Here is a 13,696-nt window from a genome sequence, read left to right on the forward strand (position 1 = left end):
GGCACAAAAAGGCGGGCACCCCGCACGCCGAGGTGCACGCGCTCAACGAGTCCGGCAAGCTCGCCGAGGGTGCCGACGTCTACGTGACCCTGGAACCCTGCTCACATTTCGGCAAGACCCCTCCCTGCGCGCGGGCGCTGATCGCCGCCGGTGTCGGCCGCGTCTTCGTCGGCATGGTCGATCCTAATCCGCTGGTCTCCGGCGCCGGTATCGAGCTGCTGCGGGGGGCCGGGATCGAGGTGGAGACCGGGCTTCTGGAAGAGGAGTGCCGGGAGCTGAACCGTCCCTTCATCAAGTGGATCCGCACCCGGCTTCCCTACGTGATCCTGAAGAGTGCGCTGACCCTGGACGGCAAGACCGCCACGGTGACCGGCGACTCCAAGTGGATCACCTCCGACAAGGCGAGGCGCGAGGTGCACCGGCTGCGCGGGCGGGTCGATGCCATCATGGTCGGCGCCGGCACCCTGCTGGCGGACGACCCGCAATTGACCTGCCGGGTGCCGGGCGGCAAGGATCCGCTGCGGGTCGTAGTCGATTCCACCCTCAAGATTCCGCTGCACGCGGCGGTGTTGAACGTGAAGTCCACCGCCGGCACCGTGATTGCCACCTGCAGCCGCGACGCCGACAAGATCGAGGGACTACGTGCCGCCGGCGCCGTGGTGTTGAGCTGCCGCGAGGCGGACGGCCGGGTCGATCTCGCCGACCTCTTTGCCAAGCTTGGGGAGATGGGAGTGCAGTCGGTGCTTCTGGAAGGTGGCAGCCACCTGGCCGGTGCTGCGCTGCGCGCCGGTCTGATCGACCGCTGCATGATCTTCCTGGCCCCGAAACTGGTGGGGGGCGCCGGGCTGGGGCTTTTTGCAGGCGAAGGTGTCGCCCTGATGTCCGATGCCATCCAGTTGCAAGAGGTCAGCGTGAGACGGGTAGGGGTGGACCTGCTGGTGGAAGGAACGCCGGTGAAAGCCACGCCCTAAAAGGTGGCAGTAGCTACTGTCCTTTTCCCACTTCCTTCCTCCTGAGCCAACTCTCCCTCGCCCTCCGGGAGAGGGTCGGGGTGAGGGAGCTCGGCGACGAGGAAAGAGTTCTGCTCTGCGTGGCTTCCCTCACCCGCCCTGCGGGCACCCTCTCCCGGAGGGCGAGGGGTAAACGGCGGCGAGAGTAACTATGTAGGAGAAATGATGTTCACAGGCCTCATCGAAAACGTTGGCGAGCTGGTCTCTATCGAGAAAAGGGGCGCCTCCGGGAGCCTCACCGTCAAGACCGCCCTTCCCCTGGAGGAGATCGCCCTGGGTGCCTCGGTCGCCGTGAACGGCGCCTGTCTCACCGTGGTGCGCAAGGGGGGCGGCACGCTCACCTTCGACGTCTCCCCCGAAACCATCGACCGCACCGGTTTCAAGAACCTGAAGGCAGGCTCGCCGGTCAACCTGGAGCGGGCCATGCGGCTCTCCGACCGGCTGGACGGGCACCTGGTCTCCGGCCACGTCGATTGCGTGGCCACCGTGACCGAGCGCCGGGAAGTTGCCGGCAACATAGTTTTCTCCTTCCGCTTCCCCGCCGAGTACGGCAAGTACATCGCCGCCAAGGGGTCGGTCGCCATCGACGGCATCAGCCTGACCGTGAATACGGTGACCGCCGACACCTTCAGCGTGAACATCATCCCCCACACCGCCGCCAAGACCAATCTTGAGGGACGACGGCCGGGGGACCAGGTGAACATCGAGACCGATCTGATCTGCAGGTATCTGGAAAGGTTGCTGGCGGGAAGGGAGGCAAACGGGGGGGGCGTCACGCTGGAACTGCTTGCAAAAAACGGTTTCGTGTGAGATACCTTTTCTTTTGCACACACGCTCATGAGAGGTCTAAAGATGTCTGTTGCAAGCATTGAGGAGTCCATCGAGGAGATCAAGGCCGGCAGGATGGTCATCCTGGTGGACGACGAAGATCGGGAAAACGAAGGTGACTTGACCATGGCGGCGCAGCACGTGACGCCCGAGGCGATCAACTTCATGGCGCGTTTCGGCCGCGGTCTGATCTGTCTGACCATGACCGGCGAGCGCTGCGACCGGCTGGATCTGCCTCCCATGGTGCAGAGCAACACCTCCTCATTCGGCACCGCCTTCACCGTTTCCATCGAAGCGAAGAAAGGGGTCACCACCGGCATCTCCGCAGCCGACCGCGCCCACACCATCCTCACCGCGGTGGCGCCCAAGGCCGTGGCCGACGACCTCGCCAGGCCCGGGCACGTCTTCCCGCTGCGCGCCAGAAATGGCGGCGTCTTGGTGCGTGCCGGCCAGACCGAAGGCTCCGTCGACCTCGCGCGCCTGGCCGGGCTCGAGCCGGCAGGGGTGATCTGCGAGATCATGAACGAAGACGGTTCCATGTCCCGCATGCCGGAACTGAAGAAATTCGCCAAGGAACACGGCATCAAGGTCTGCACCATCGCCGACCTGGTCGCCTACCGGATGAAGCACGAGTCGCTGGTGAAGAGATCGGTCGAAGTGGCGCTTCCCTCCAGCTTCGGGAGCTTCCGCGCGGTAGCCTTCGAAAACGACATCGACAAGCTCGAGCACCTGGCCCTGGTAAAGGGTGACATCAGCGGTGAGAAGCCGGTGCTGGTCAGGGTGCATTCCGAATGCCTGACCGGTGACGTCTTCGGCAGCGTCCGCTGCGACTGCGCCGACCAGCTGCACGCGGCCATGAAGCGGATCGAGGCGGAAGGGGCGGGGGTCATCCTGTACATGCGCCAGGAAGGGCGCGGCATCGGCCTGACCAACAAGCTGAAGGCCTACGCGCTGCAGGACCAGGGGCACGACACCGTGGAGGCGAACCTCGCCCTGGGCTTCAAGGCCGACATGAGAGATTACGGCATCGGCGCCCAGATCCTGGTCAACCTCGGCATCAAGAAGATCAGGCTGATGACCAACAACCCGAAGAAGCTGGTCGGCCTGCAGGGGTACGGCATCGACATCGTCGAGCGCGTCGCCATCGAGATCCCCCCCTCCAAGGCCAACGAGAAGTACCTGAAGACCAAGCGCGAGAAGATGGGGCATCTGCTGGAAAACATTTAGTTTTAATCTTAATCTCGATCATAAGAGGTTCGACATGCCAAAATTCGTAGAGGGAAAGCTGAACGCGGAGGGACTCAGGTTCGGTATCGTGGTAGGCCGTTTCAACAGCTTCATCGGGGAGCGGCTCCTTGAGGGAGCACTGGACGCCCTGATCCGTCACGGCGCCGACGATGCCCAGATCACCGTGGCCCGGGTCCCCGGTGCCTTCGAGATCCCGCTGGCCACCAAGAAGATGGCAGAGACCGGCAACTTCGACGCGCTGATCTGCCTGGGCGCCGTGATCCGCGGCTCCACCCCGCATTTCGACTACGTGGCCTCCGAGGTCTCCAAGGGGGTAGCCCACATCTCGCTGGATACCGGCATCCCCGTTGCCTTCGGGGTGCTGACCACCGACACCATCGAGCAGGCGATCGAGCGCGCCGGTACCAAGGCGGGGAACAAAGGTTTCGATGCCGCGATGACCGCCATCGAGACGGCCAGCCTGTTCAGGGAGATGAAATAAATTGACGACACGCAGAGAAGGACGGGAGCTTGCGCTGCAGGCTCTCTATTCGAAGGACCTGGTACTGCATGATGCGACCGCGGCGCTGAAGCGGATCATCGAGAGCTTCAGCGAGGGCGATGAGCCGATGCTGGAAGTCAATTCCAAGGCGTACGCTTTTGCATCCGAGTTGGTGAACGGGGTGATGGCGCATCTGCCCGAGATTGACGCCCGCATCGCCGAGAAGTCCAAGCACTGGAGCATGGCCCGGATGGCGAGGGTGGATCTGAACATCCTGCGGCTGGCCGTGTTCGAGCTCCTCTACCGTCCCGACATCCCCAAGAACGTCACCATGAACGAGGCGATCGAAGTAGCCAAGAAGTTCGGGGCCGAAGATTCCGCCTCCTTCGTCAACGGCATCCTCGACGAAATCGCCTCCGGTGTGACCGACAAGGAATAAAACCCTTTGCCTGTAGCCTTTGACTCTATAGTTTTTGAATCAAGAGGAACTATGAAACAGATCAAGATCGGCCTTCTCGGGTTCGGCACCATCGGCGCCGGCGTCGTCAAACTCCTCAAAGAGAACTCCTCCCTCATCTCGGAAAAAACCGGGGCCCAGCTCTCCCTCAAGACCATCGCCGACCTCGATATCACCACCGACCGCGGCGTGAGCACCGACGGCATCAAGCTGACCACCAACGCCGACGAGGTCCTTTCCGACCCGGAGATCTCGGTAGTCATCGAGCTGATCGGCGGTTACGAGCCGGCCCGCACCTTCGCCCTCAAGGCGATCGCCAACGGCAAGCACGTGGTCACCGCCAACAAGGCGCTGCTCGCTGTGCACGGTCAGGAGATCTACGCGGCCGCCAAGGCGAGCGGCGTCGAGGTCCTCTTCGAGGCGGCGGTGGGCGGCGGCATACCGGTCCTCTCCGCCATCAAGGGGAACATGGCCGCCAATCGCTTCTCCACCGTGCTCGGCATCGTGAACGGCACCTGCAACTACATCCTGACCCGCATGACCCAGGAGGGGGCCGACTTCACGGAGGTCCTGAAGAGCGCCCAGGAGTTCGGCTACGCGGAAGCCGATCCCACCTTCGACATCGAAGGGGTCGACACCGCACACAAGCTCTGCCTGCTCCTTTCGCTCTGCTTCGGCACCAAGGTCGACCTGAAGGACATCTACTGCGAGGGGATCACCTCGGTCTCCGCCGAGGACGTCGACTTCGCCAAGTCCTTCGGCTACCGGATCAAGCTGTTGGCCATCGGCAAGATGGACGACGGTCAGATCGAGGCGCGCGTGCATCCCACCATGATCCCGAGCGACTACCCGCTGGCCGACGTGCACGGCGTCTTCAACGCCATCAGGCTGACCGGCGACTTCGTGGGGCCGGTGATGTTCTACGGGCGCGGCGCCGGCATGGACGCCACCGCCAGCGCCGTGATCGGCGACGTAGTCGATCTCTGCCGCAACATGGGTGCCGGCATCTCCCGCCGCTGCGCACCGCTTGGCTACGTGGACGAGAAAGTGGGTACCTTGGCCATCAAGCCGATGGGCGAGATCGTCAGCAAGTACTACATCCGCTTCCAGGCCTTCGATCGTCCCGGCGTGCTCGCCAGGATCGCCGGCTCGCTCGGCGCCCACGGCATCAGCATCGCCTCCATGGTCCAGAGCGCAAGAAGCACCGACATAGTCCCGATCGTGATCATGACCCACGAGGCGCGCGAGGAAGACATCCGCACCGCCCTGGGCGAGATCGACGCCTTCGACGTGATCCGCGCCAAGAGCACCTTCATCAGGATCGAGGACAACCTCGAGTAGAAACTTTAGGGATGATGTCCGCTACTACCCCTGAGTAATAACTCCAGGGATGATGTCCGCCACTACGTCCCCCCCTTGATAAAGGGGGGACAGGGGGGATTTGCCTTTCTGAAGGAATCCCTCACCAGGCAGAGCCTCATCGTCGATTGGCCAAAAAGAAAGGGCGAGGGAAATTTCCCCCGCCCTTTCTTTATTACCTTTACAGCCTGTGCCTTACATTCCTTTCATCCCATCCATCCCTGTTAAAAAAGCCTTGTTGCTAGACTTTAAGCCGCCTTCTTCTTCTCGTACCCCTCGACGATGGCGCGGTAATGCTCCTCGAGCCCCTGGGCCGCCTTCTGCTCGGCCGCGTGGTACCCCTCCAGGATGGCGTCCCGCTTCTCCTCGGGGAGGACCCGCTCCGCCAGCGGATAGAGGATGCCGTCTTCCTTCGAGATATGGTCACGCAGCAGTTCCAGGTAGCCCCGGGCGTTGGCGACGATGGCCTCCTCCTGGCCCGCTTCCCCGTTCAGGGCGCGGGTGGCGGCCTCCTCCATCCCCTTCACGAACTCCCTTCCCAGGTCGTGCTCCATCAGCATGGCGGCGACCGGGCTGTTGGCGCGCGGCATGCCGTTGTCGATCAGCGCCTCGAACAGCACGTCCTCCTCCTTGGCGTGGTGGAAGCGGTCCGCGTAGTTCCTGATGAAATCGACGCCGTCCAGGTAGAAGCGGTAGTCGCGGAAGGAACCCTCCTCGGTCAGCCGGGCGTTCTCCTCCAAAAGGGCGAGCATGCGCAGGATCAGCTGGTGCTCGTCTTTGAGCCGCTGCGTGATATCCCGTTTCATGGTTAGCTTCTCCTTTCTCCGTTGATGCCGATCACGGCGGTCGTAAGCTCGATCTCCTTGCCGGAGAGGGTAAGTGCCTGTCTCACCATCATATCAAGACCCCGGCAGCAGGGCACTTCCATAATGGCGATGGTGATGCTCTTAACCTCATTGCTTCTGAAGATGTTGGCCAGCTTCTCAACGTAAGGGGCGGTGTCGTCCAGTTTCGGGCAGGCGATGGCAAGCGCCTTCCCTTTCAACAGGTCGCTGTGGAAGCTCCCCAGCGCGAAGGCTACACAGTCGGCGGCGATCAGGATGTCGCTGTCCTGGAACCAGGGGGCGGTAGGGGGCACCAGGTGCAGCTGCACCGGCCACTGGCGCAGCTCGGAGGCCGCCTTGGCGGTCGGTGCGCTCTCGTTAGTCTCAGTCCTCTCAATAACCCTAGCCATGCTACCCGGGCAACCGCATGCAGAATGTCCCATTTTCCTTCTCCTTTTTTCTATCGAGTTGGTTGTTATCGTGTTTCGTGTCAGAAAATCTATTCGTGAATTTACCGTCTCTAGTTTCTGGTTCTCGTCCCTGCTCTTACCCCTTGCTGTCCAGGTACTCCCCGATCTCTTTCTCGATCGCGGTTTCCTGTTCGGGGGAGAGCCCGTGAATGGCTACCACGTCCTTGAGGAGGCATATCCCGACCTTGCAGGTCACGCAGCCGATCTCGTAGCGGTTGAGGATGTCACCTATCTGCGGGTGATTTTCCATCACGTTCTGAATCGCCATTTCGCCCATGCCATTTTTGAAGTTCATCGTTGCCTCCCGTTGTCTTTCGTTGTACCGACAATAGCGCTTCCCAGGCAAAGAGTTCATGACGTGAGTCAAAAATATCGCATTTCCTGCATGCATTTGACCGCCGTCCGAATCAGCGTACACTGTGACAGAATAAATATGCAGGGGAGGATGGATAGATGGTGCAGGGACTCAGAGCGCAGATTGCAGAACTGGAGCGGGGGTTCCCCCCACTTTCTCCCGAGCAGGCGGAGCTGATCGAGCGGGCGGCACGCGAACTCTCCGACTCGGGGATTGCTGAAAGGGTGTTGAAGCAAGGGGCGCAGGCGCCGGATTTCACCCTTCCCAACGCCGTCGGCCGCCCGGTCACCCTGAGCGTCGCCCTTGCCAAGGGGCCGGCCGTGGTCACCTTCTATCGGGGGATGTGGTGACCGTACTGCAGCCTTCAGTTGAGGGCTTATCAGAAGATTCTTCCCGAGATAGCCAAGGCGGGCGGCTCCTTGATGGCCATCTCCCCGCAGACCCCGGACAAGTCACAGGCCACCCTGCTCAACAACTATCTCGAGTACGAGGTGCTGAGCGATCTCGGCAACGTGGTGGCGCGCCAATTCGGGCTGGTCTTCCAGGTTCCCGAGTGGATCCGCTCCCTGTACATCTCCTTCGGCGGCAACCTCCCCGCCTTCAACGCCGATCACTCCTGGACGCTCCCCGTTCCCGGCACCTTCCTGCTCGCGCAGGATGGTCGCATCCTCCTGTCCCATGCCGACACCGACATCAGGAACCTGCTGGAGCCGCAAGAGATCCTGGACACCCTGCGTCAGGCGCGGGAGGAATCAGCCGGGGAAAAGGGAATAGCCTCCCCGTCCAAAGCCCCGATTAACTGATGGTTTTGACAGTGGCCGTTCGTGCTGAGCTTGTCGAAGCACCCGCATTCCAGCCTTTACAAGCTCCCCTTCGACAGGCTCAGGGCGAACGGTGTGAGGAGCTTGATGATATGTTGGCCAAGTGGATTACCAGATGCCCGCACCTGATTCCCCCCTTCGGAATTACCGGATGAACCTTTAATAAGGGGCGCTTCGCATGCCCCTACCCGCTGGAAACTATTGACTATTTCTCCCCAAACCACTACCCTGCCGTAGCGACGAGTTCTCGGTTGCACCCTTCACTATCGATTTAATCCGTGCAAATCCGTCCAATCCGCGTCATCCGCGTTCTATTGCTTTTAAGATCCAGGTCTTGAACATCAGCGAGGTACTGCATGACCAAGCGAATAGCGATCCTCACCGGTGGCGGTGACTGCCCCGGTCTCAACGCGGTGATCAGGGGCGTGGTGAAGGCCGCCGCCAGCGGGCGCGGCTGGGAAGTGATCGGCATCGAGGACGGCTTCGACGGCTTTCTCCACCCGGAGAAGTGCCGCCTGCTCACCCCCGAAGACGTGCGCGGCATCCTGCCGCGGGGAGGGACCATCCTGGGGACCTCCAACAGGGGAAATCCCTTCTCCTTTCCCATCGTGCGCGAGGGGAGGGTGGAGGTGGTGGACGTTTCCGACGAGGTGGTCTCCCGGATTCAGATGCTGGGGATCTCCGCGCTGGTGGTGGTGGGGGGCGAGGGGTCGCTCAAGATCGCGCGGCAGCTGATGGATCGCGGCGTCCCCATCGTCGGCGTCCCCAAGACCATCGACAACGACCTGTTGGAAACCGACGTCACCTTCGGCTACAACACCGCCGTCCAGACCGCCACCGACGCCCTGGACAAGCTGCATTCCACCGCCGAGAGCCACCACCGGGTCATGGTGCTGGAGGTGATGGGGCGCTACGCCGGCTGGATCGCCCTGGAGTCCGGCATGGCCGGCGGAGCCGACGTCATCCTGATCCCCGAGATCCCCTATGACATCGAGCAGGTTGCCGCCGCCATCGCCCGCCGGGTGAGATGCGGCAGGCGTTTCAGCGTCATCGTGGTGGCCGAGGGAGCCTTTCCGGTCGGCGGTAACCGCGTGGTCCAGGAGGCGGCCGGCGGCCAGTGCGTGGTCGAGCGGCTGGGCGGGGTAGGGGAGCAGATCCGGCGCGAGCTGGGAAGCGTGCTGGAGATGGATGTGCGGGTCACCGTGCTCGGGCATCTGCAGCGCGGAGGCACCCCCTCCAGTTTCGATCGGGTGGTAGGGAGCCGTTTCGGCGTGAAGGCCGTCGAGTTGATCGAGCAAGAGGCCTTCGGCCAGATGGTCTGCCTGAGCGGCCGGGACATCGCTTCCGTCCCCATCGACGACGCCATCCGGAGCCTAAAGCTGATCGACCCCAATGGCGACATGGTGCGTCACGCCGAAGCCCTCGGCATCATGGTGGGCCGGTAAGCGGCAGCAGCGGGGGCTCCACCTCGTCCACCGGTCCCACTTCGTCCACTTCGTCCAAAAAGCCCCCCTTTTTGTCGCTAACCTCGCAACTAATGAAGGATACTGTTGACTTTGGCTAATCTCTGTCTTAGACTGCGGAAAACTTGTGCAGTCTGTGTCCGGCCGGCCCCTACCGGCTACAGAGAGGTAGCTTTCTTATGAAGAAACGCATCGCCCAGGTGAACCGCAGTCACCTGTTCTGTATAATCGGCTTTTTCCTTGGCATCTCGGCTCCCATCGGCTGGACCGCCCTGCGTCTTCTCCTCTTCGCCGACCCCGGCGTCCCCATCTCCTCGCAGATCTTCTCCGACATCACCAAGACCGGCCAGAACCTGGCCCTCTACTTCTACATGGGGGGGGGCACCGCCTGCGTGCTGGCCCTGTTCGGCTATTTCATCGGGAAGGCCGTGGATGAGCTGCACACCAAGGGGGCCGAGCTCGACCAGCTGGTGCAGGAGGTGGAAGCCCAGAAGCAGCTGTTCGAGAACCGCTACAAGGTGCTCGACAACAACATCAAGAACTTCCACAAGATAGGGAGCAAGATTCAGAAGGCGGTGCGCACCGACGACGTGCTCGCGCTCTGCGTGGAGGGGCTGCACGACGTGCTCGGCTACGAGAGGGTCAACGTCCTGATGGCCGATCCGGAGAGAAAGCACCTCTACTTCGCGGCACACGCCGGCAACGAATCGGTGGTGGGTGCCGACGTCACCCTGCCGCTGGACCAGCGCGCCGGTGTCATCTACAAGAGCTTCCGCGAGAAGCAGGTCTACTTCATCGAAAACATCAGCAAGTATCCCAGCGACTACCTGCTGCAGCCCCCTTTCAACGCCATCGAGCCTCTGCGCTCGGCCACCTTCATCCTCTGCCCCATCGTGCTCAAGGGGGAATCGATCGGCGTCTTCGGGCTGGACAACAAGAAGAGCCACCGCGCGCTCAACGACACCGACGTCGACACCATCCGGCTGTTCGCCGACCAGGCCGCCGCCGCGCTCATGCGCATCAGCCTGTTGCAGTCCATCGACCAGCTCACCCTGGAACTGGGCAAGACCTTCTCGGAGCTCCAGAAAAACAGGGAGAGCTACTCCAGGAACCTCTACCGCCTGAAAAGCGCCGCCGAGTCGCTCACCCTCGGCGCCTCCAAGATTGATTCCTCGGCCCAGGGCGTGATGGAGTCGGTGGACGGCGCCAGCGTCTCCGCGGCCGAGATCTCCATCGCCACCGACCAGATCACCCGCAACATGGATGCCCTCGCCGACTCGGTCTACAAGTCCGTTTCCGCCATGGAGCAGATCTCCTCCACCCTCAAGCAGGTGGAGAAGAACACCGTCCTCTCCCACGGGCTCTCCGTCAAGGTCAAGGAGCACGCTGAGCAGGGGAGCGCCGTGGTGCGGGAAACGGTCGATTCGCTGGCCGAGATCCAGCGCTCGGTCGATCTCTCCTACGAAGGGATCAAGCGCCTGAGCGCGAACTCCAGCCGCATCGAAGGTTTCGTGAGCGTGATCAACGACATCACCAAGCGGACCAACCTCTTGGCCCTGAACGCCTCCATCATCGCCGCCCAGGCCGGCGAATACGGCAAGAGCTTCGGAGTGGTGGCCGACGAGATCAGGAACCTCTCCCTGCAGACCGGCCTTTCCACCGGCGAGATCACCGGCATCATCGAGGAGATCACCACCGAGTCCAAAAACGCCGCCGACAACATCACCATGACCAAGGAGCTGGTCAAGAAGGGGGTCAAGCTGGGGAACCAGACCGGCTCCTCCCTCGCCAGCATCCTGGAGAGCTCGCAGACCGCCCTGGACATGACCCAGCAGATCAAGCTGGCCACCGAGGAGCAGGCCGCCTCCGTGCAGATGGTGACCCAGTCCATCGAGGACGTGAGCTCCATGACCAGCCAGATCTTCAAGGCCTCCAAGGAGCAGGCGCAGGCGACCAAGAGCGTGGCGCGGGCCCTGGAAGAGGTGAAGGGGATGAGCCACGACGTGGCCGGTTCCGCCGGGCGGCAGACGGTGGACAGCGAGGAGATCAAGGGGACCGTCGACTCGGTCACCACCATGGCCGAAAGGATCTTCAACGACATGGAGTCGCGCCAGGACGAAAGCGGCCGGGTGGTGAAAGAGCTCGAGCAGATGCGCGCCAGCGCCCAGTAGCTCTTTTTCGACTTTTCCCGCTCCTGGCCACACCCCCCTCGCCCTCCGGGCATGTCCGCCGAAGCCCGTCGGGGCGTAGGAGGGAGAGGGGCCGGGGTGAGGGAAGCCGCACCTGCCAAAGCTGTCGGCAAGACAAAGGGGGACAGGCAGCTACGGAGCCAGTCCCCTCGCTTATTGAGTGAGTTCCCAAAGCCGTTCGCCCTGAGCCTGTCGAAGCCTGTCCTGAACCTGTCGACGGGGGTCAGCGAAAGTCATACGGCACTCGATCTGTCTTACATTTTGTGTCATATTCCCAGAAAAAATTCTGGACTAAGCCCCCCGTCTATGTTAATAACGGTGTTTGTGCCCGCTATAATCTAAGTGGAGCCGCCAAGGACACCGCAGTAACGACAACATACCGCCTGGATTCCGAAGGGAACCGGTACGGGAAGCGATAGCTGAACAAGACCCGCCGCGTGAAGTCGTGCGCGCAGCGTCTTTTTTTACAGCGTCTTCCTTGCCGGAGGGCGTTTTTTTTTGCCGGAAATCTCCGGCAGACCGAAATCGAAGATGCTGCCGGCTGAAGCGCTAACTGGTGCCGCCCATGGGAATCGCGTTCTAGTTAGCCGTATACCTTGTTTTGCCGGCAGGCAACGGAGCAGCCATGCAGAAGAAGAAAACCGTTCTCGACTTCCAGCGCATGAAGGCGGAAGGGGAGCGGATCGCGGTACTGACCTGCTACGACTACCCCACCGCGGCCATCATGGACGGCTGCGGCATAGACATCATCCTGATCGGCGACTCCGCCGGGGTGGTGGTGGCGGGCTACGACAACACCCTGCCGGTCACCATGGATGAGATGATCTACCACACGAAGGCGGTGATGCGCGCGCAGCCCAAGGCCTTCGTGGTCGCCGATCTTCCTTTCCTCTCCTACCAGATCGATCTGGCCGGCGCGCGCCTGAACGCCGGCAGGCTGATCAAGGAGGCCGGTGCGGCCGCGGTCAAGATCGAGGGTGGCGTCAACATCGCCGAAACCATCGCCGCCATCACCGCCATGGACATCCCGGTGATGGGGCACATTGGCCTGACCCCGCAGTCGCTGCATCGCATGGGTGGCTTCAAGGTGCAGGGCAAAAGCGAGCAGCAGGCGGAGAAACTGCTGGAAGACGCACGGGCCGTCGAGCGGGCGGGCGCCTTCGCGGTGGTGCTGGAGGGTATCCCGATGGGGCTGGCCGGTAAAATCACCGCCGAGCTCTCCATCCCCACCATAGGCATCGGTGCGGGGCCCAGCTGCGACGGCCAGGTGCTGGTGCTGCACGACATCCTCGGGCTGTGCAGCAAGTACTCCCCCAAGTTCGTAAAGCGTTACGCCGAGCTGACCCCGGTGATAGCCGAGGCGGTCTCCAGCTACATCGCCGACGTCAAAGGCGGCACCTTCCCGGAAGAGAGGCATTCCTTCAAATGATCGTGATAGAAACCGTGGCGCAGATGCAGCACTACGCCCGCGAGCGGCGAGGCCGGATCGCTTTGGTCCCCACCATGGGGTACCTGCACGAGGGGCACGCGTCCCTGATGGTGGAGGCGCGCAAGCGCGCGGAGATCGTGGTGGTCAGCATCTTCGTCAACCCCACCCAGTTCGGCGTCAACGAGGACCTGGACAGCTACCCGCGCGACCTGGAGCGCGACAAGCGGATAGCGGCCGAGGCGGGAGTCGACGTGATCTTCGCCCCCAAGGCCTCCGACATGTACCCCTTGGGCTACCAGAGCTACGTGAACGTGGAAGGGCTCACCGCCCACCTGTGCGGCGCCAGCCGTCCCGGCCATTTCCGCGGCGTCACCACCGTGGTGGCCAAACTGTTCAACATCGTCACCCCGAAGCTCGCCGTCTTCGGGAAGAAGGATTTCCAGCAGCTGGCCGTGATCAGGCGGATGGTCCAGGATCTCAACATGAACGTCGAGATCGTTGGGATGCCCATCGTCCGCGAGAGCGACGGCCTGGCGCTCAGCTCCCGCAACGTGAAGCTCGATCCCGCCCAGCGCGAGAGCGCCCTCTGCCTCTCCCGCGCCATCGCGGCGGCGAAGGAGAGCTTCCGTAGCGGCACCCACTCGGTGGCCTCCCTCAGGGAGAGCGCACTCACGGTGATCGAGCTGGAGCCGGCCGCGCAGGTGGACTACCTCGAGTTCAGGGATCCCGACACGCTGGAAGAGCTGGAAAAAGCCGATGCCA

Annotated in this window: 14 protein-coding genes; 11 read left to right on the top strand and 3 right to left on the bottom strand. The window is 62.4% G+C overall.

The genetic code is table 11. The annotated features are described in order from the left end of the window. From ribD to VJ604_RS17375, 6 genes are all read left to right on the top strand, one after another. On the top strand, positions 1-971 hold a 971-nt coding region (gene ribD / locus VJ604_RS17350; protein WP_324084682.1), incomplete at its 5' end, for a bifunctional diaminohydroxyphosphoribosylaminopyrimidine deaminase/5-amino-6-(5-phosphoribosylamino)uracil reductase RibD. 204 nt (positions 972-1,175) lie between these two features. Further along, entirely contained in the window at positions 1,176-1,820 is a 645-nt protein-coding gene (locus VJ604_RS17355) for a riboflavin synthase (RefSeq protein ID WP_324084684.1), read from the top strand. 42 nt (positions 1,821-1,862) lie between these two features. Further along, the gene (locus VJ604_RS17360; RefSeq protein WP_324084686.1) at positions 1,863-3,065 is read left to right on the top strand and encodes a bifunctional 3,4-dihydroxy-2-butanone-4-phosphate synthase/GTP cyclohydrolase II; all 1,203 of its coding nucleotides are present in this window, start codon (positions 1,863-1,865) and stop codon (positions 3,063-3,065) included. A gap of 34 nt (positions 3,066-3,099) precedes the next feature. Continuing rightward, positions 3,100-3,567 carry a 6,7-dimethyl-8-ribityllumazine synthase gene (gene ribH / locus VJ604_RS17365; RefSeq protein WP_324084688.1) on the top strand — a complete coding sequence of 156 codons (468 nt, stop codon included), beginning with the start codon at positions 3,100-3,102 and terminating at the stop codon, positions 3,565-3,567. Position 3,568: 1 nt separating this feature from the next. After that, positions 3,569-4,006, top strand: coding sequence for a transcription antitermination factor NusB (nusB, locus tag VJ604_RS17370; protein ID WP_324084693.1), 438 nt, complete (start codon positions 3,569-3,571; stop codon positions 4,004-4,006). 51 nt (positions 4,007-4,057) lie between these two features. Beyond that, the gene (locus tag VJ604_RS17375; protein WP_324084694.1) at positions 4,058-5,365 is read left to right on the top strand and encodes a homoserine dehydrogenase; all 1,308 of its coding nucleotides are present in this window, start codon (positions 4,058-4,060) and stop codon (positions 5,363-5,365) included. Between the two features lie 266 nt (positions 5,366-5,631). Here VJ604_RS17375 and VJ604_RS17380 read toward each other — a convergent pair whose 3' ends face one another. The 3 genes from VJ604_RS17380 to VJ604_RS17390 all read right to left on the bottom strand — a co-directional run bounded on the left by VJ604_RS17380 (position 5,632) and on the right by VJ604_RS17390 (position 6,972). Continuing rightward, positions 5,632-6,189 (bottom strand): hemerythrin domain-containing protein, encoded by a 558-nt coding sequence (locus VJ604_RS17380; protein ID WP_324084696.1) that lies wholly within the window; start codon positions 6,187-6,189, stop codon positions 5,632-5,634. A 2-nt stretch (positions 6,190-6,191) separates the two neighbouring features. Next, complete coding sequence (locus VJ604_RS17385) at positions 6,192-6,650, bottom strand: iron-sulfur cluster-binding oxidoreductase (protein WP_324084698.1); 459 nt, start codon at positions 6,648-6,650, stop codon at positions 6,192-6,194. A 103-nt stretch (positions 6,651-6,753) separates the two neighbouring features. Further along, positions 6,754-6,972: a hypothetical protein gene (locus tag VJ604_RS17390; RefSeq protein ID WP_324084700.1), complete on the bottom strand. Its 219-nt coding sequence runs from the start codon at positions 6,970-6,972 to the stop codon at positions 6,754-6,756. A gap of 158 nt (positions 6,973-7,130) precedes the next feature. Here VJ604_RS17390 and VJ604_RS17395 point away from each other — a divergent pair, with 158 nt between their 5' ends. From VJ604_RS17395 to panC, 5 genes are all read left to right on the top strand, one after another. Beyond that, positions 7,131-7,835, top strand: a complete 705-nt coding sequence (locus VJ604_RS17395; protein ID WP_324084703.1) for a peroxiredoxin-like family protein — start codon at positions 7,131-7,133, stop codon at positions 7,833-7,835. Between the two features lie 374 nt (positions 7,836-8,209). Then, positions 8,210-9,298 carry a 6-phosphofructokinase gene (locus VJ604_RS17400; protein ID WP_324084705.1) on the top strand — a complete coding sequence of 363 codons (1,089 nt, stop codon included), beginning with the start codon at positions 8,210-8,212 and terminating at the stop codon, positions 9,296-9,298. Between the two features lie 197 nt (positions 9,299-9,495). Beyond that, the gene (locus tag VJ604_RS17405; protein ID WP_324084707.1) at positions 9,496-11,487 is read left to right on the top strand and encodes a methyl-accepting chemotaxis protein; all 1,992 of its coding nucleotides are present in this window, start codon (positions 9,496-9,498) and stop codon (positions 11,485-11,487) included. A 643-nt stretch (positions 11,488-12,130) separates the two neighbouring features. Next, the gene (gene panB, locus VJ604_RS17410; RefSeq protein ID WP_324084709.1) at positions 12,131-12,934 is read left to right on the top strand and encodes a 3-methyl-2-oxobutanoate hydroxymethyltransferase; all 804 of its coding nucleotides are present in this window, start codon (positions 12,131-12,133) and stop codon (positions 12,932-12,934) included. Next, the coding region (gene panC / locus VJ604_RS17415) for a pantoate--beta-alanine ligase (protein WP_324084711.1) at positions 12,931-13,696 on the top strand (766 nt) is incomplete at its 3' end. The genes panB and panC, both read left to right, overlap by 4 nt.

This window comes from Geomonas sp., assembly GCF_035254065.1.
GTDB lineage: Bacteria > Desulfobacterota > Desulfuromonadia > Geobacterales > Geobacteraceae > Geomonas.